This window comes from Tepidimonas sp. (genome assembly GCF_036825565.1).
In the GTDB taxonomy this organism is placed as follows: domain Bacteria; phylum Pseudomonadota; class Gammaproteobacteria; order Burkholderiales; family Burkholderiaceae_C; genus Tepidimonas.
On sequence record NZ_DAISXZ010000051.1, the window covers coordinates 1 to 16,332 of the forward strand.

Below are 16,332 nucleotides of genomic sequence, written 5' to 3' on the forward strand. Positions count from 1 at the left end.
CCGCGAGGGCGGGCGCACCGTCGGCGCCGGCGTCGTCGCCAAGATCATCGAGTGAGGCCGCGGTCATGAACAAGCAAAAGATCCGCATCCGCCTCAAGGCGTTCGACTACAAGCTGATCGATGCCTCTGCGGCCGAGATCGTCGATACCGCCAAGCGCACCGGCGCCATCGTCAAGGGTCCGGTGCCCTTGCCGACGCGCATGAAGCGCTTCGACATCCTGCGTTCGCCGCACGTCAACAAGACCAGCCGTGACCAGTTCGAAATCCGCACCCACCAGCGTCTGATGGACATCGTCGATCCGACCGACAAAACGGTGGACGCGCTGATGAAGCTGGATCTGCCGGCCGGCGTGGACGTCGAGATCAAACTGCAGTAATCCGCAGCGCTTGACGCCGCGAAGCCCGCAAGGTACACTTGCGGGCTTCGCTCTTTTTGCTGGCGAAGCAAACCTGTAACCAGCCCGTGCCTGCAGAAGATATTTCTGGCGGCGGGCCATCAGCCCCGGCCAATTGCAGTCGGGAACGGAGAAAACAATGAGTCTGAGCAACTCTCTCGGGTTGTTGGGCCGCAAGGTGGGCATGATGCGTCTGTTCACCGAGGACGGGGACGCTGTGCCCGTCACGGTGGTCGATGTGTCCAACAACCGGGTGGCACAAGTCAAGACCCAGGCGGCCGACGGCTACGACGCCCTGCAGGTGGCGTTCGGCAAGCGGCGCGCCACGCGGGTGACCAAGCCCATGGCCGGTCACTTCGCCAAGGCTGGTGTCGAAGCCGGCGAAATCCTCCAAGAGTTCCGCGTCAGCGCCGAGGTGGCGGCCAAGTACGCCCCGGGCGCGGTCATCCCCGTTGCCGAGCTGTTCCAGCCCGGGCAGAAGGTGGACGTGCAGGGCACGACCATCGGTAAGGGCTACGCCGGCACGATCAAGCGCCACAACTTCGGCTCGCAGCGCGCCTCGCACGGCAACAGCCGTTCGCACAACGTGCCGGGTTCGATCTCCATGGCGCAGGATCCGGGCCGCGTGTTCCCGGGCAAGCGCATGACCGGTCACATGGGCGACGAGACCGTCACCACCCAGAACCTGGACGTGGTGCGTGTCGATGCCGAGCGTCAACTGCTCCTGATCAAGGGGGCCGTTCCGGGTGCCAAGGGCGGCTTCGTGACCGTCCGTCCGGCCGTCAAGGCAGCCAAGTAAGGAGCGAACGGATGCAAGTCGAACTCCTCAACGACCAGGGTCAGGCCGCGTCCACTGTGGATGTGCCCGAGACCGTGTTCGGTCGCGAATTCAACGAAGCGCTGGTGCACCAGCTGGTCGTGGCCTATCAGGCCAACGCCCGCCAGGGCACGCGCGCCCAAAAGGATCGTGGCGCCGTCAAGCACACGACCAAGAAGCCGTTCCGCCAAAAGGGCACCGGCAACGCCCGTGCCGGTATGGCCTCGTCGCCGCTGTGGCGCGGGGGCGGCAAGATCTTCCCGAGCAGCCCCAACGAAAACTTCAGCCAGAAGCTCAACAAGAAGATGTACCGCGCCGGCATGGCCGCCATCTTCTCGCAACTGGTACGTGAAGGCCGCCTGTCGGTGGTCGAGGGTCTGAAGGTCGATGCGCCCAAGACCAAGCTGCTGGCGAGCAAGCTCAAGGCCATGAACCTGAACTCGGTGCTGGTGATTGCCGACGAGGTCGACGAGAACCTGTACCTGGCGTCGCGCAACCTGCCCAACGTGCTGGTCGTCGAGCCGCGCTACGCCGACCCCGTGTCGCTGGTGCACTACAAGAAGGTGCTGGTCACCAAGGGTGCGCTCGACCAACTCAAGGAGATGTTCGCATGAGCCAGCCGAAGTTCGACGAAGGTCGCCTGATGCAAGTGCTGGTGGCGCCGATCATCTCGGAGAAGGCCACCCGCGTCGGCGAAAAGGCCAACACCGTCCTGTTCAAGGTGCTGCGCGATGCCAGCAAGCCCGAGATCAAGGCCGCGGTGGAGCTGCTGTTCAACGTGAAAGTTCAGGGCGTCAACGTCCTGAACCAAAAGGGCAAGGTCAAGCGCTTCGGCAAGACCATCGGTCGCCGTGACCACGTGCGCAAGGCCTATGTGACCCTGGCCGAAGGTCAGGAGATCCAGTTCGGCGGAGAGGGTGTCTGATCATGGCAGTCATCAAGATGAAGCCGACCTCGCCGGGCCGTCGTGGCATGGTGAAGGTCTCGCGCGATAACCTGTACAAGGGCCCCGGTTACGCCCCGCTGCTGGAGCCGCTGGCCAAGACCGCCGGTCGCAACAACAACGGGCACATCACCGTGCGCCACAAGGGCGGCGGTGCCAAGCACCACTACCGCGTCGTGGACTTCCGTCGCAACAAGGACGGTATCCCGGCCAAGGTGGAGCGCCTGGAGTACGACCCCAACCGCACCGCGCACATCGCGCTGCTGTGCTACGCCGATGGCGAGCGCCGCTACATCATCGCGCCGCGCGGCATCGAAGTCGGGCAGACCGTGGTGAGCGGGGCCGAGTCGCCGATCCGCGTCGGCAACACGCTGCCGATCCGCAACATCCCCGTCGGCTCGACCATCCACTGCATCGAGCTCAAACCGGGCAAGGGCGCCCAGATGGCGCGCTCGGCCGGTGCCTCCGCCGTGCTGCTGGCGCGCGAGGGCGTCTATGCCCAGGTCCGCCTGCGCTCCGGCGAAGTGCGCAAGGTGCACGTGGACTGCCGCGCCACCATCGGCGAGGCGTCCAACAGCGAGCACAGCCTGCGCCAGCTCGGCAAGGCCGGCGTCAAGCGCCACATGGGCATCCGCCCGACGGTGCGAGGCGTGGCGATGAACCCGATCGATCACCCGCACGGTGGTGGTGAGGGCCGCACCGGTACCGGCAAGCCGCCGGTCGATCCGTGGGGCAACCTGACCAAGGGTTACCGCACCCGCAGCAACCGCCGCACGCAGAACATGATCGTGTCGCGCCGCAAGAAGTAAAGGGTTGAGCCATGTCTCGTTCTCTGAAAAAAGGTCCCTTCGTTGACCATCACCTGATGGCCAAGGTCGAGAAGGCGCAGGCCGCCAAGGACAAGAAGCCGATCAAGACCTGGTCGCGGCGCTCGACGATCCTGCCCGAGTTCATCGGCCTGACCATTGCCGTGCACAACGGCAAGCAGCATGTGCCGGTGTACGTGACCGAGCAGATGGTCGGCCACAAGCTGGGCGAGTTCTCGCTGACGCGCTCGTTCAAGGGCCACCCCGGCGACAAGAAAGCCAAGAAGTAAGGATTGATCATGGAAACCCGCTGTATCGTTCGCGGCGTGCGCCTGTCGGCCGACAAGGGCCGGCTGGTGGCCGACCTGATTCGCGGCAAGAAGGTGGACCAGGCCCTCCAGATCCTGACCTTCACGCCCAAGAAGGCTGCCGGCATCATCAAGAAGGCGCTGCTGTCCGCCATCGCCAACGCCGAGCACAACGACGGTGCCGACATCGACGAGTTGAAGGTCAAGACCATCCACGTCGAGCAGGGCACCACGCTCAAGCGTTTCACGGCGCGTGCCAAGGGCCGGGGCAACCGCATCAGCAAGCCGACCTGCCACATCTACGTGACCGTCGGCAACTGACCAGGAAAGGAAGACCATGGGGCAGAAAATCCATCCTACCGGCTTCCGTCTGTCGGTCAGCCGCAACTGGGCCAGCCGCTGGTACGCCAGCAACCGTGAGTTCGCCGGCATGCTCGCCGACGACATCAAGGTGCGCGAGTACCTGCGCGAAAAGCTCAAGAACGCCGCCGTCTCGCGCGTCGTGATCGAGCGTCCTGCCAAGAACGCGCGCATCACCATTTACTCGGCCCGTCCGGGCGTGGTGATCGGCAAGAAGGGCGAGGACATCGAGCGCCTGAAGAAAGACCTCGCCACGATGCTGGGCGTGCCGGTGGCCGTCAACATCGAAGAGATCCGCAAGCCCGAAGTCGACGCGCAACTGATCGCTGACTCGATCACCCAGCAGCTCGAAAAGCGCATCATGTTCCGCCGCGCCATGAAGCGCGCGATGCAGAACGCCATGCGCCTGGGCGCGCAGGGCGTCAAGATCATGTCGTCGGGCCGCCTCAACGGCATCGAAATCGCGCGCACCGAGTGGTACCGCGAGGGCCGCGTGCCGCTGCACACGCTGCGCGCCGACATCGACTACGGCACCTCGGTGGCCAAGACGACCTACGGCACCATCGGTGTCAAGGTCTGGGTCTACAAGGGCGACAACTTGGGCCGCAACGACGTGCCGTCGCTGGACAGCACGCCGCGTCCCGACGATGAGCGCCGTCCTCGCGGTCCGCGTCGCGAAGGGGCCCGTCCCCCGCGCGGTGGCGCCCGCCGGGGTGGCAGCAATGCGGCGCCGGCCGACGGCAGCGACAAGCCGGCCGAGGCCACCGCACAACCCGCCGTTAAGCGCGTTCGTTCCGACGCACCCGCATCTGCAGCAGCGGACGGCAAAGGAGAATAACCATGTTGCAACCTGCTCGTCGCAAATACCGCAAAGAGCACAAGGGCCGCAACACCGGGGTCGCCACCAGCGGCACCACGGTGGTGTTTGGCGACTTTGGTCTCAAGGCCACCGACCGCGGCCGTCTGACGGCGCGCCAGATCGAGGCCGCTCGCCGTGCCATCAGCCGTCACGTCAAGCGCGGCGGCCGCATCTGGATCCGCGTCTTCCCGGACAAGCCCATCACCAAGAAGCCGGCCGAGGTCCGCATGGGCAACGGCAAGGGCGGTGTGGAGTTCTACGTGGCCGAGATCCAGCCCGGCAAGGTGCTGTACGAGATCGTCGGCGTGCCCGAGCAGCTGGCGCGTGAGGCGTTCCAGCTCGCGGCGGCCAAGCTGCCGCTGCGCACGACGTTCGTGACGCGCATGCTGGGCCAGTGAGGAAGGAGCACACCATGAAATCCGCTGAACTGCGCCAAAAGGACGTCGCCGGCCTGCAGGCCGAAATCAAGTCGCTGCAGAAGGCCCACTTCAACCTGCGCATGCAAAAGGCCACGCAACAGCTGGGCAACACGGCTGCGCTGCGTCAGACCCGCCGGGCCATCGCTCGCGCCAAGACCATCCTGGCCGAGAAGCAGGCCGCCGGCCAGTGAGGAGCACACCATGACGCAAGCCAAACTCAAGCGCACGCTGATCGGCAAGGTCGTCAGTGACAAGCGCGCCAAGACCATCACCGTGCTGGTCGAGCGCCGTGTCAAGCACGAGCTCTACGACAAGATCGTGATCAAGTCGAGCAAGTACCACGCCCACGACGAAAAGGGCGAGTACAAGCTGGGCGACATCGTCGAAATCACCGAGAGCCGTCCGCTGTCCAAGACCAAGAACTGGGTGGCCACGCGCCTGGTGCAAAAGGCCGCTGAGGTCTGATGCGCCGCCGCGGCGGCGGGCTGGGTGGCCGTCGCTCGCTGGCCTCCGTGCCAATAACCGGCCTCGTTGCCGGGTCAGTCCGGGCGACCGACAATGCGGTCGCCCGTTTTTATTTGCGAGGAGACCCAAGATGATCCAGGTTGGCGACACCCTGCCCGACGTGACCCTGATGGAGTACTGCGAGACCGACGGCAATGGCTGCAGCATCGGCCCCAACCCCGTGCCGGTGCGCGCCGCCGCGGCCGGCAAGACGATTGCGCTGTTTGCCGTGCCAGGCGCCTTCACGCCGACCTGCTCGGCCAAGCATGTGCCGGGCTACATCGAACGCTACGACGAGCTGCGAGCCGCCGGGGTGGACGAAATCTGGTGCGTGAGCGTGAACGACGCCTTTGTGATGGGGGCGTGGGCCCGCGATCAGGGCACGGCGGGGAAGGTGCGCATGCTGGCCGACGGCAGCGCCCAATTTGCCCAGGCAACGGGCTTGACGCTGGACTTGACGGCGCGCGGCCTGGGCCTGCGCAGCAACCGTTACTCCATGCTGGTGCAGGACGGGGTGGTCAAGGCGCTCAACATCGAGGGGCCGGGCCAGTTCGAAGTCAGCGACGCCGACACGCTGTTGGCGCAGGCGCGGCAATTGCGCTGACGGCAGCGCGCCCGTGCGCGGTCAAAAACTCAGCTTGAGGTAGTGCGCGCCCGGCAGCGGGTTGTGGTAGTAGGGGGGAATTTCCTCGAACCCAATCTCGTGATACAGGGTGCGCGCGGCCTCCATGTCGCGCAGCGTGTCCAGCAGCACGCAGTCGTAGCCGGCCTGCTGCGCCAGCAGCAGGATCTGCTCGACCAGTTGGCGGCCCAGGCCAAATCCCCGGAACGCCCGCCGCACGAACAAGCGCTTCATCTCGCAGGCGTTGCCGTGGTCGCTGTCCAACAAAGGGCGCAGGGCACAGCAGCCGGCCGCTTCGCCGTCCACCGCGGCCAGCACCAGCGCACCCAGCGGGGGCGCGTAGGCGCCCGGCAAACCCGCAAGCTCATCTGCGAACCCCTGAAAACACAGGTCGATGCCAATGTCGTCCTGGTACTCCAGGAACAGGGTGCGAATGTGCTCCAGCGGCACCCCGCCGACGACGGTCTGCAGGCGAATATCCGGCGCTGCACCGATGGGGGCGACCAAGGCGGAATCGTCGACCATACGCCAATGATAGGGGCATCCGCCGCGCCGGGCGAGGGGGATGGTCCTCAGGGGTGGCCCAGATTCACCACGGCCACCGTCGCCGCGACACTGGCCACCGCCACCGCCAGCGCCAGCAGGCGTTGCCGCCAGCCGTCGGCACTGGCCGGGGTGTCGGGCGGCAGCGTTTTGTCGCCGTGCAGCATGGCCGGCAGCAGCGATTTGCCGCGCCGCAGACGGTAGTAAGCGATCGCCGCGATGTGCAGGGCAATCAGCCCCAGCACCAGCAGCTTGCCCCAGCCTTTGTGAAAGGCTGTCGCGGCATATGCGGTGTCGGAGGCGACGAAGCGCGCCAGCGGCCCCACGAAGGCGATCTCGTCGTCGCTGATGAGGCCTGTGCCCACCTGCACCGCCAGCACCGCCAGCATGGCCAACACCGACAGCGCTCCCAGGGGCGAGTGCCCGACCTCGTCGTGCGGACGGCCGCGCCCGCGCAGGTAGTCCAGCACCGCGCCGGGCCCGCACACGAAATGCTGAAAGCGCGACCAGCGACCGCCGACCAGCCCCCACAGCAGGCGAAACCCCAGCAGCGCCAGCACCGCATAGCCCAGTCGTTGGTGCCAGGTCATCCAGTTGCCCCCCAGGTTGCCGGTGATGACCAGGCCCACCACGGCCGCGACCAGCAGCCAGTGGAACAAGCGGGTCGGTAAATCCCAGACCCGCACGGGGACGCCGGGGTGGGGGGCAGAGGTCATGGCGAACTCCCTTGGCATGGCAATGTCACAGCAGATGCTTGAACATCAGCACACACTGGAGTTCCCGCTGATCCGTTGGAGGTTTTTTCATGAAGATTCGCATCCTCGCCGCTGCGGCGGCCCTGCTCCTCAGTGGTGCTGCCCATGCGCAGTTCCAAAAGCCGGAGGACGCCGTCAAATACCGCCAGTCGGCGTTCACCGTGCTGGGCGCCCATTTCAGCCGCATCGGCGCGATGGCGCAGGGGCGCGTGCCCTTCGATGCCAAAGTCGCGCAGGAAAATGCGGCGATCGTCGCGGCGATGTCCAAGCTGCCGTGGGCCGGCTTCACCCCCGACACCGAGAAGATCAAGAGCCGCACCAAGCCCGAGGCCTGGGCCGAGATGGACAAGGTGCGCGCGGGCGCCGACAAAATGGTCAAGGCGATCGCCGATCTGGAGGCTGCTACCCGCACGGGCAGCTTGGATGCAGTGAAAAAGTCGTTTGGCGATGCGGCGGCCACCTGCAAGGCCTGCCACGACGCGTACCGCGAATGATCTGCCGGCCGCGGGGCGGATGCGCCGCTCCGCGCCGTTCTAGGGCGGCTGCTCAGCCCTCAACCCTCGGCAAGCAGCTTGTCCAGCAGCTGGGCCAGCGCCGCGAAATCCGGCTCGCCGACGTAGCGTTTGACGATGCGCCCCTGCCGGTCCACGATGTAAGTCGTGGGCGTCAGCTTGACCTCGCCCCAGTCGCGTGCCAGCGTACCGTCGCTGTCGAGCGCCACCTTGAACGGCAATTGCCGTGTCCGGGTGAAATTGGCCACCCATTCGGGCGGGTCGTAGCTCATGGCCACCGCGACCGTCTCGAAGCCGCGCGCGGCAAAGCGCCGGTGTGTCTCGATGAGCTGCGGCATTTCCTTGACGCAGCTGACGCAGGTGGTGGCCCAGAAGTTGACCAACAACACTTTGCCGCGCAGATCGGCGCTGGTCAGGGTGCTGCCGTCCAACAGGCGGAAGGTGGACTCGGGCGCGCGTTCGGCGGGCGCGCAGCCGGCCAGGCCCAGCCCCCCCACCGCAGCGAGCAGGGGCGTAGCCAGCAGCCAGGGACGGATACGGGGGGTCATGCGCAAAAATCCTCGGGACGGCATCAAACGGGATTGGACCACAGTCCGCATGCGCACACCGCGCCCTGGACTGTCGTGTTTGTGAAACCGATACCCCGAGAAAGTTCGAATTTGCTCCGGCCAGGGGCATGACGGGCTTGCCGCCCGGGGGAATTCGGGCACGATCGTTCGCTATGACCGCAACCGCTTCCCCCTTGCGGCCGCTGCGTGTGCTGGTGGCCGACGACAATCCGGTCAACCTGCGTTTGGCTACGCGCATTCTGCGCGAGATGGGGCACAGCGGGGTGCTGGTCCCGGACGGACGCAAGGCGTTGGAGGCCCTGCGGGCCCAAACCTTCGACGTGGCGCTGTTCGACGTCACGATGCCCGACATGGGCGGCCCGGAAGCGCTGGCCGAGCTACGGGCGTGGGAGCGCTCGGGCCGCCGCCGCACGCCGGTCATCATGGTGACCGCCTACGACCTGCCCGAAGACCGCCGCCGCATGCTGGACGCGGGCGCCGATGGCTACGTGGCCAAGCCATTGGACGCCGAGCGGCTGCTGGCCGAGCTGCAGCGCGTGCTGGGTTGAAGGGGCATGGGGATGGCTGCGCTGCACGCCGCGGACGGGCGCCATGGGACCCCGCAGACCAATAGCGGCGTCGGCTGGGCCGCGCTGCTCGTGGGGTTGGTGGTCGTGGCCCTGGGGCTGGGTGTTGCAGCCTGGCTGCAGCAACGCGCAAACGACGGGTTGCAGGTGCATCTGGAGCGCCAACTGGACAGCGCGCAGAGGCAATTGGACAGCGCATTCGACCGCTACGAAGGCCTACTGCTGGGTGTGCGAGGATGGTTGCATGCGCGCCCGGGCGCCGATTGGCGCGAGGCGCGCGCCTACGTGGGGCCGTTGGAGCTGCCCGAGCGTTACGCCGCCGCCACCGGGCTGGCCTTCGTGCGCCGCGTCCCAGCCGACCGGGTGGCCGACTGGCTGGAGCAGTCGCGCCGTCGCGGTTTGCCGGTGGACGTGCGCTACCGCCCCCTGCGCCCGCTGTCTCAGGCCGAGGGCGACCGCTACATCATCGACTGGATCGAGCCGTCTGGCCAGGAGCACTTGATCGGGCTGGAGCTGGGGTCCGACCCCGCGAGCTGGCAGGCGATGCAGCAGGCGGCGTCTACCGGCAACCTGACCGTCAGCGCGCCGCTGCGGTTGGCCAACACCGATCGGAACGAATACGGACTGCTGTTCGTGTTGCCGGTGTACCGGGGCGGCTGGACGCCGGCCGACCTGGTGGGCTTTGTCGCCATGGGCGTGCCGGCGGCAGAGCTGGCGCGCGAGGCGGGCCTGACCGGCCCGCTCTACGACTGGCACTGGGTCGATGCGGCCGCTTCGCGCACCGCCGCCCGGACCCCGCCCGGGCAGGCGATTCCGTCCGATACCGGCCCGGGCGATGAGGGCGTCTCGCTGATCGACGGCGACCAGCATGGTGGGGGTGCCTTGCTGGCTGCGGGGCGGGATTGGCGCGGCAGCGCCTGGGCCGGCGCGCACCGGCAGGTCGAGCTGGGCCAGCGCCGCTACGACCTGTTCGTGCGCAGCACGCCCGCGCTGCAGCGCCAGTGGCAGCCGGTGGCCGCCCTGATCATTGCTGTGGGGTCACTGCCGATCGCGCTGCTGGCGGGCTGGGCCACGACGGCGGTATTCCGGCTGCGCCGCGCCGAGCGCAAGCGGCTGCGCGCGCTCGAATCCGACGTCGATCGCCTGTCGCTGGTGGCGCGTCACACGCACAACGCCATCATCTTCACCGACCGCGCGGGGCGCATCACCTGGGTCAACGCGGCCTGCGAGCAGCTGACCGGCTACACGCGCGACGAGCTGATCGGCCAGATCCCCGGGCGGCTGCTGCAGGCACCCGAGACCGATCCGCAGGCGGTGGTGGTGCTGCGCGAGGCGGTGCGCCGCGGCCAGGGCTGCCAGGTCGACATCCTCAACCGCAGCAAGGACGGACGCGATTACTGGGTGTCGATCGAACTCGTGCCGCTGCGCGACGAGGCGGGCGAGTGCACCGGCTTCATGGCGGTGGAGATCGACATCACCGAGCGCCTGCGCACGCAGGAGCGGCTGCAGATCGCCCTGGCCGAGGCCGAGACGCTGATGAACACCGTGCGCCAGTACGCCATCGTCAGCCAGGCCGCACCCGACGGCACCATCGTCGATGTCAACGAGGCCTTCTGCGCCATCAGCGGCTACACGCGGGACGAACTGATCGGTGCGCCGCACAACATCATCAACTCCGGCCACCACGATGCGGCGTTCTGGGCCGACTTCTGGGGCACCATCAGCGCCGGCCAGGCGTGGCGCGGCGAGATCTGCAACCGCGCCAAGGACGGCCGGCGGTACTGGGTCGACAGCATCGTGGCGCCGCTGCTCGACGCGCAGGGCCGCATCGAGCGCTATCTGTCGATCCGCTTCGACATCACCCCGCGCAAGCAGGCCGAAGCCGCCCTGCGCACGCAGCAGCAGCGCCTCGACAACATCCTGCGCGCCACCGGCGCCGGCACCTGGGTGCTGGATCCCGCCTTCGGCGAGGCCGAGGTGGACGAGCGCTGGCTGCGCATGCTGGGCCGCCTCGAGCCGGCACCGCTGCGCATCGGCATGGCCACCTGGGCCGAGCATGTGCACCCGGAGGATATGCCCGGTTTGATGCTGGGCGTTCAGGCACACGCCGAGGGCTTTAGCGAGGCGTTCGAGTACACGCTGCGCATGCGCCACATGGATGGGCGCTGGCTGTGGGTGCGCACGCGCGGTCAGGCGTTCGAGCGCGACGCCGACGGACGCGCCGTGCGCATCTACGGTGCCAACCTGGACATCACCGACGTCAAGGCCGCCGAGACAAACGCCGCGCGCGCCGAGGAGCTGCTGCGCAGCGCCATCGAGGCCATTGGCGAGGGCTTCGCGCTGTACGACCCGCAGGACCGGCTGGTGTTCTGCAACGAGCGCTACCGCGAGATCTACGCCATCGCCGCGCCGTTGATGGAGCCGGGCCGCACGTTCGAGGAGATCATCCGCTACGGTGCCGAGCGCGGCGAGTACGCCGAGGCCGTCGGCCGAGTGGACGTCTGGGTGGCCGAGCGCATGGCGCTGCACCGCGCTGGCCATGTCGACCTGACCCAGCACTTGGCCAATGGCCGCGTGTTGCGCGTCATCGAACGGCGCACGCCAGACGGCTACACCGTGGGTTTCCGCATCGACATCACCGAGCTGGAGCGCGCGCGAGCCGAGGCTGAAGCCAACCGCGAGCTGCTGGTCGGCGCGCTGGACGCGGTGGGGGCGTCGCTGTCGGTGTTCGATGCGCAGGAGCGGCTGGTTTGGGCCAACGACCGCTTCTACCAGATGCACCAGCATCTGGCCGATGTGCTGCAGCCCGGGGTGGATGTCGAGACATTCATCCGGACGGGCGTCGAACGGGGGGCGATCGACTTGCGTGGCGAGGATCCTGAGGCCTGGCTGACGCAGCGGCTCGCGGACTTCCGCGCTGGGACCACCGACCGCGTCGTTCACCGGCTCAACGGGCAGGCGCTGCGCGTCGTCGAGCGCGTGACGTCGGCTGGACTGCGTGTCGGTCTGCGCTACGACGTCACCGAGATCGAGAACGCCCGCCGCGCTGCCGAGGAGGCCAGCCGTTCCAAGAGCCAGTTCGTGGCCAACATGAGCCACGAGATCCGCACGCCGATGAACGCGGTGCTGGGCATGCTGCAGCTGCTGCTAGGGACCGCACTGGATGCGCGCCAGCGCGACTATGCGGACAAGGCCGAGTCGGCGGCCAAGTCGCTGCTGGGCATCATCAACGACATCCTGGACTTTTCCAAAATCGAGGCCGGCAAGCTCGAACTCGACCCGGGGCCGTTCGTGGTCGATCGCCTCTGGCGCGATCTGGCCACCATCATGGCCGCCAACCTCAAGGGCAAGCGGCTGGAGCTGCTGTTCGACCTCGACCCCGCCATTCCGCACGTGCTGGTGGGCGACGCCATGCGGCTGCAGCAGGTGCTGATCAACCTGACCGGCAACGCCATCAAATTCACCGCCGAAGGCAGCGTCACGCTGCAGGCGCGGCTGCTCGAGCGCCACGTCGAGCCCGATGGCGCCGAGCGCGTGCGGCTGCGGCTGGCGGTCATCGACACCGGCATCGGCATCGCGCCCGAGGCGCAGGCGCGGCTGTTCAGTGCCTTCACGCAGGCGGAGAGCTCCACCACGCGGCGCTTTGGCGGCACGGGGCTGGGGCTGGCCATCAGCCAGCGTCTGGTGCAGATGATGGGCGGCACCATCACCGTGGACAGCACGCCGGAGCAGGGCAGCACCTTTGCCTTCGAGATCGAGCTGCCGGTGGCGCAAGACGTGCCAGCGGCCCTGGCCGCCGAAGCCATCCCGCGGGAACTGGCGGCGCTGCGCTGCCTGGTGGTGGACGACCATCCGCTGGCGCGCGAGCTGCTGTGCGCAGCGGTACGCCAGCTCGGCTGGAGCTGCACCGGGGTGGCCGATGCGCAGGCCGCGCTACAGCAGGTCCGCGCCGCCGACCCCCCGTTCGATGCGGTGTTCGTCGACTGGTCGCTGCCGGGCATGGACGGGCTGGCGCTGGCGCTGGCCCTGCGCCAGGATGTGCCGGCGGAGCGCCGTGCCGCCATCGTCATGGTCACCGCCAGCGGTCGCGAGGTGTTGGCTCAGGTGCCACAGGAGCGGCAGGCGGCACTGGACAGCTTTCTGGTCAAGCCGGTCAGTGCGTCGATGCTGCTGGAGGTGGTGCGCGCCGCGCGCGCGGCAGCCCAGGGGCAGGCCCCCACCCCCGCCGCCGCGCCGGCTACCCGGCGTCTGGCCGGCATGCGCATCCTGGTGGTGGAGGACAACGCCATCAACCAGCAGGTCGCGCGCGACCTGCTCAAGCGCGAGGGCGCCGAGGTGACGCTTGCGCAGCACGGCCAGCAGGCGCTGGACCTGCTCAAGGCCCACCCGGACGGCTGGGACGTGGTGCTGATGGATATGCAAATGCCGGTCATGGACGGCCTGCAGGCCACGCAGGTGATCCGCCAGCGCCTGGGGCTTGCCCAGCTGCCGATCGTGGCCATGACCGCCAATGCCATGGCCAGCGACCGCGAGGCGTGCCTGGCCGCGGGCATGAACGACCATGTGGGCAAGCCCTTTGCCATCGACCAACTGGTGCGCGTGCTGCTGCACTGGGCCCCGCACGCGGTGCGCCCGCAGGCCGCCAGCGCCGAGGCGGAGCTGCCCGCCCCCAGCCCCGCCCCCGCCGAGGCTGTCCTGGGCGCGCCCTGGCCCGAGGCCGAGCGTGTGGACGTCCCTGCGGCGTTGGCTCGCCTGGGCGACGACCCCGCGTTGTACGCGCGCATCGTGCGCGGCTTCGTGCAGGGGCTGGCGCACACGCAGGCGCAACTGCAAGCGCAACTGGACGCCGGCACGGACGAGCGGCTGGCCGCGCTGCTGCACACCCTCAAGGGCACGGCCGGCACCGTAGGCGCCGTGCGGCTGGCCGAACGCGCCGCCGAGGCCGAGCGCGCCGTCAAGGCGGCGCTGGCCGAACCGGTTGGCCCGCGCGCACCACTGCCGCCGTGGTGGCCGGCTTTGACCGAGGAATTGGCGCAGACCGAGCGCGCGCTGCAGGCCGTGTTGGCCGAGCTGCAGGTGCGCGGGCTCGTCGCCGCGGAGGCGCCGCTGGACGAGGCAGCATCCCAGCAGGCCGACCCGGCGCGCTGGCGCGAGACGCTCCAGCGCCTGGCCGCGCTGCTGGCCGCCAGCGACATGGAGGCGCTGGAGGTGCACGATGCGCTGCTGGCCGAGCCGGCGGTGGCCCAGGACGAGCGCTGGGCCGCGCTGCACCGCGCGATGGAGGCGATGGACTTCGCCGCCGCGCACGCGGCCGCCGAGGCCTTGCTGCGGACCGTGCAGGGGGGAGGGGCGGATGGTGCCGCTTGATGCCATCGCCCCGGCGTGGCCGGCGCGCAAGCCGCGCCTGCTGCTGGTGGACGACCAGCCGGTGCACTTGCAGGTGCTGTACCGCACGCTCGCGGCGCAGCATCAGCTGTTCATGGCCACCGGCGGCGAGCAGGCGCTCAAAGTCGCGCACGAGCAGCTGCCCGACCTGATTCTGTTGGACGTGGTGATGCCGGGGCTGGACGGCTTTGCGGTGCTGCGCGCGCTGCGCGCCGAGCGCGACACCGCCGACATCCCGGTCATCTTTGTCACCGCGCACAGTGGGGAGGACATCGAGACGCAGTGCCTGGAGGCGGGCGCGGTCGATTTCATCCCCAAGCCCATCAACGCCAGCGTGGTGCGGGCGCGCGTCCACACGCATCTGACGCTGAAGTTCCAGTCCGATCTGCTGCGCGCGCTGGCTTTCGTCGATGGACTGACCGGGGTGGCCAACCGGCGCCAGTTCGACGAGCGGCTGGCGTTGGAATGGGCGCGCGCGCAGCGCCATGGCAGCGCGCTCAGCCTCATTCTGGTGGACGTGGACCACTTCAAGGCCTACAACGACCACTACGGTCACCAGGCCGGCGACGACACGCTGCGGCGCGTGGCCGCCTGTCTGTGCGAGCATGTGCGCCGCGCGACCGACCTGGTGGCCCGCTACGGCGGCGAGGAGTTCGCCTGCCTGCTGCCCGACACCGCGCTGGACGACGCGCGCCGGCTGTCGCAGCAGATGTTGGAGGCGGTGCGCGCCCTGGCCATCCCGCACCGCCACGGCACCCCCGGTGGGGTGCTGACGGCCAGCTTTGGGGTGGCGGCGCGCGCCGGGCCGGCACAGCCGGGCTGGCAGCCGGCGTTGCTGCTCGGGCTGGCCGATGCGCAGCTGTACGAGGCCAAGCACCAAGGGCGCGCGCGGGTGTGCGCTGCGGCTCTGGATGGCTACGGACGCGACACCGGTTGACGGCGTTGCGAAGGCGCTGACGGTGGCCGCTCAGGCCGCGCTGGCATGCGCCTGCCGCAGGCGTGCTCGGCCATTGCCGTGGCCTCGTCCGCCGTGCCCAGCCGCAGGCGGATGTTGCCCGCCGCCTCGGCCATGTCCTGCGCCCGCTCGATCAGCCGGCGCGAGGACAGCATCTGCGGGCTGTTCAGGGTGGCCCAGGCAAACGCCCAGGTGCCGAAAATCAGCAGCCCGATACCCACGAGGCTGGCGACCATGACCAGTAGGCCGTGGCGCAACAGCTCGTCCTGGCGTTCGGCCAGCAGGGTGTCCAGGCGGTCGAGGGATGTGCGCTGAGGGCGCGGATGCCCTGCAGGCCCGCCCGCTCACCTGCCGTGTAGCGCCAGTCTGCCGCGATGCCGTGCAGCAGCATCGAGCCGATCACCGCCGACGGCACCATCAGCACCAGGGTCAGGCCGATGAGCTCGAGGCGCATGTCCAGGTGCCGCATCAGCGCGACGACCGGCCGCAGCAGCCATGGGGGACGAAGGGGCTGTCGGGGCGGACATGGCGCGGTCGCAGGGCGTCAGGCGAGGCGTCGGGCAATGGTGCCCACCATCGTGCCGCAGCCGCCGTGTCCCTCAGCGCCGCTGGCCCAATTGCGCGCGCGCCGTTCGCAGCCGTTCGTCCAGATAGGGGCCGTAAAAATCCGCCACGCCGATGCCCTCCAGCCGTTCTGCCAGCTCGCGCCCGTGTTCGTCCAAAAACAGCACGGTCGGGGCCACGCGCACGCGCCAGGCCCGGGCCTGGTCATAGCCCGTGGTGGATCGCCCTTGCAGGTCCAGCAAGGGCGCGCGCCGGTCCAGCATGTCGATCTGCACGGCGTGGATTTCGCCGCGTCGCAGCATGGGCCCCAGGTAATGGTTGCGCACCACCTCGCAAAACGCGCAGCCCGCCAGCGTCACCATCACCACGAGCGGCTCTTTCTGCGCGACGGCGGCCTGTGCCACCGTCTGCAACGATGCCGGCACCGGCAAGGGGGCAGGGGGACGAGCG

General features: G+C 68.6%; 22 protein-coding genes. 16 read left to right on the forward strand and 6 right to left on the reverse strand.

All coding sequences use genetic code 11. The features are described 5' to 3' along the window. The first annotated feature begins 65 nt into the window (after positions 1–65). From rpsJ to V7026_RS07950, 12 genes are all read left to right on the forward strand, one after another. Entirely contained in the window at positions 66–377 is a 312-nt protein-coding gene (rpsJ, locus tag V7026_RS07895) for a 30S ribosomal protein S10 (protein ID WP_058615886.1), read from the forward strand. Positions 378–534: 157 nt separating this feature from the next. Then, complete coding sequence (gene rplC, locus V7026_RS07900; protein WP_068606878.1) at positions 535–1,194, forward strand: 50S ribosomal protein L3; 660 nt, start codon at positions 535–537, stop codon at positions 1,192–1,194. An 11-nt stretch (positions 1,195–1,205) separates the two neighbouring features. Then, positions 1,206–1,826 carry a 50S ribosomal protein L4 gene (rplD, locus tag V7026_RS07905; RefSeq protein WP_068606876.1) on the forward strand — a complete coding sequence of 207 codons (621 nt, stop codon included), beginning with the start codon at positions 1,206–1,208 and terminating at the stop codon, positions 1,824–1,826. Next, entirely contained in the window at positions 1,823–2,137 is a 315-nt protein-coding gene (gene rplW, locus V7026_RS07910; protein WP_334154855.1) for a 50S ribosomal protein L23, read from the forward strand. The genes rplD and rplW overlap by 4 nt, the downstream gene beginning before the upstream one ends. Positions 2,138–2,139: 2 nt before the next feature. Next, a complete protein-coding gene (rplB, locus tag V7026_RS07915; protein WP_068606872.1) occupies positions 2,140–2,964 on the forward strand; it encodes a 50S ribosomal protein L2 in 825 nt (274 codons plus the stop codon). A gap of 11 nt (positions 2,965–2,975) precedes the next feature. Then, on the forward strand, positions 2,976–3,251 hold the full coding sequence (gene rpsS, locus V7026_RS07920; RefSeq protein WP_068606870.1) for a 30S ribosomal protein S19: 276 nt from the start codon (positions 2,976–2,978) through the stop codon (positions 3,249–3,251). A 6-nt stretch (positions 3,252–3,257) separates the two neighbouring features. Then, positions 3,258–3,590 (forward strand): 50S ribosomal protein L22, encoded by a 333-nt coding sequence (gene rplV, locus V7026_RS07925; protein ID WP_185974540.1) that lies wholly within the window; start codon positions 3,258–3,260, stop codon positions 3,588–3,590. Between the two features lie 16 nt (positions 3,591–3,606). Then, positions 3,607–4,467, forward strand: a complete 861-nt coding sequence (gene rpsC / locus V7026_RS07930; protein ID WP_068606868.1) for a 30S ribosomal protein S3 — start codon at positions 3,607–3,609, stop codon at positions 4,465–4,467. A 2-nt stretch (positions 4,468–4,469) separates the two neighbouring features. Continuing rightward, positions 4,470–4,886, forward strand: a complete 417-nt coding sequence (gene rplP / locus V7026_RS07935) for a 50S ribosomal protein L16 (RefSeq protein ID WP_068606866.1) — start codon at positions 4,470–4,472, stop codon at positions 4,884–4,886. A 14-nt stretch (positions 4,887–4,900) separates the two neighbouring features. Further along, positions 4,901–5,098, forward strand: coding sequence for a 50S ribosomal protein L29 (gene rpmC, locus V7026_RS07940; protein ID WP_068606864.1), 198 nt, complete (start codon positions 4,901–4,903; stop codon positions 5,096–5,098). A gap of 10 nt (positions 5,099–5,108) precedes the next feature. Beyond that, positions 5,109–5,372: a 30S ribosomal protein S17 gene (rpsQ, locus tag V7026_RS07945; RefSeq protein WP_300845798.1), complete on the forward strand. Its 264-nt coding sequence runs from the start codon at positions 5,109–5,111 to the stop codon at positions 5,370–5,372. A gap of 130 nt (positions 5,373–5,502) precedes the next feature. Then, positions 5,503–6,015, forward strand: a complete 513-nt coding sequence (locus V7026_RS07950; RefSeq protein WP_334154856.1) for a peroxiredoxin — start codon at positions 5,503–5,505, stop codon at positions 6,013–6,015. A gap of 21 nt (positions 6,016–6,036) precedes the next feature. Here V7026_RS07950 and V7026_RS07955 read toward each other — a convergent pair whose 3' ends face one another. Then, the gene (locus tag V7026_RS07955) at positions 6,037–6,558 is read right to left on the reverse strand and encodes a GNAT family N-acetyltransferase (protein WP_334154857.1); all 522 of its coding nucleotides are present in this window, start codon (positions 6,556–6,558) and stop codon (positions 6,037–6,039) included. Between the two features lie 47 nt (positions 6,559–6,605). Continuing rightward, the gene (locus V7026_RS07960; RefSeq protein WP_334154858.1) at positions 6,606–7,292 is read right to left on the reverse strand and encodes a cytochrome b/b6 domain-containing protein; all 687 of its coding nucleotides are present in this window, start codon (positions 7,290–7,292) and stop codon (positions 6,606–6,608) included. A gap of 89 nt (positions 7,293–7,381) precedes the next feature. On the opposite strand from V7026_RS07960, the gene V7026_RS07965 reads away from it, so the two are divergent. Continuing rightward, positions 7,382–7,825, forward strand: coding sequence for a c-type cytochrome (locus V7026_RS07965; RefSeq protein ID WP_334154859.1), 444 nt, complete (start codon positions 7,382–7,384; stop codon positions 7,823–7,825). Positions 7,826–7,884: 59 nt separating this feature from the next. Here the strand turns inward: V7026_RS07965 and V7026_RS07970 are convergent, their stop codons facing one another. Next, entirely contained in the window at positions 7,885–8,391 is a 507-nt protein-coding gene (locus V7026_RS07970; protein ID WP_334154860.1) for a TlpA family protein disulfide reductase, read from the reverse strand. Positions 8,392–8,564: 173 nt separating this feature from the next. Between V7026_RS07970 and V7026_RS07975 the strand changes: the two genes are divergently transcribed. Genes V7026_RS07975 through V7026_RS07985 form a run of 3 tightly spaced genes read left to right on the forward strand, consistent with a single transcriptional unit; the run spans position 8,565 to position 15,300 of the window. Beyond that, entirely contained in the window at positions 8,565–8,960 is a 396-nt protein-coding gene (locus V7026_RS07975; protein ID WP_334154861.1) for a response regulator, read from the forward strand. Positions 8,961–8,972: 12 nt separating this feature from the next. After that, complete coding sequence (locus V7026_RS07980) at positions 8,973–14,345, forward strand: PAS domain S-box protein (RefSeq protein ID WP_334154862.1); 5,373 nt, start codon at positions 8,973–8,975, stop codon at positions 14,343–14,345. After that, positions 14,332–15,300, forward strand: a complete 969-nt coding sequence (locus tag V7026_RS07985) for a diguanylate cyclase domain-containing protein (RefSeq protein WP_334154863.1) — start codon at positions 14,332–14,334, stop codon at positions 15,298–15,300. Before V7026_RS07980 ends, V7026_RS07985 begins: the two co-directional genes overlap by 14 nt. Here the strand turns inward: V7026_RS07985 and V7026_RS07990 are convergent. The 3 genes from V7026_RS07990 to V7026_RS08000 form a co-directional block, all read right to left on the reverse strand. Continuing rightward, entirely contained in the window at positions 15,279–15,554 is a 276-nt protein-coding gene (locus tag V7026_RS07990) for a hypothetical protein (RefSeq protein WP_334154864.1), read from the reverse strand. The genes V7026_RS07985 and V7026_RS07990 overlap by 22 nt on opposite strands. After that, the gene (locus V7026_RS07995; protein ID WP_334154865.1) at positions 15,521–15,772 is read right to left on the reverse strand and encodes a hypothetical protein; all 252 of its coding nucleotides are present in this window, start codon (positions 15,770–15,772) and stop codon (positions 15,521–15,523) included. Before V7026_RS07995 ends, V7026_RS07990 begins: the two co-directional genes overlap by 34 nt. A 145-nt stretch (positions 15,773–15,917) precedes the next feature. Next, the coding region (locus V7026_RS08000; protein WP_334154866.1) for a thioredoxin family protein at positions 15,918–16,332 on the reverse strand (415 nt) is incomplete at its 5' end.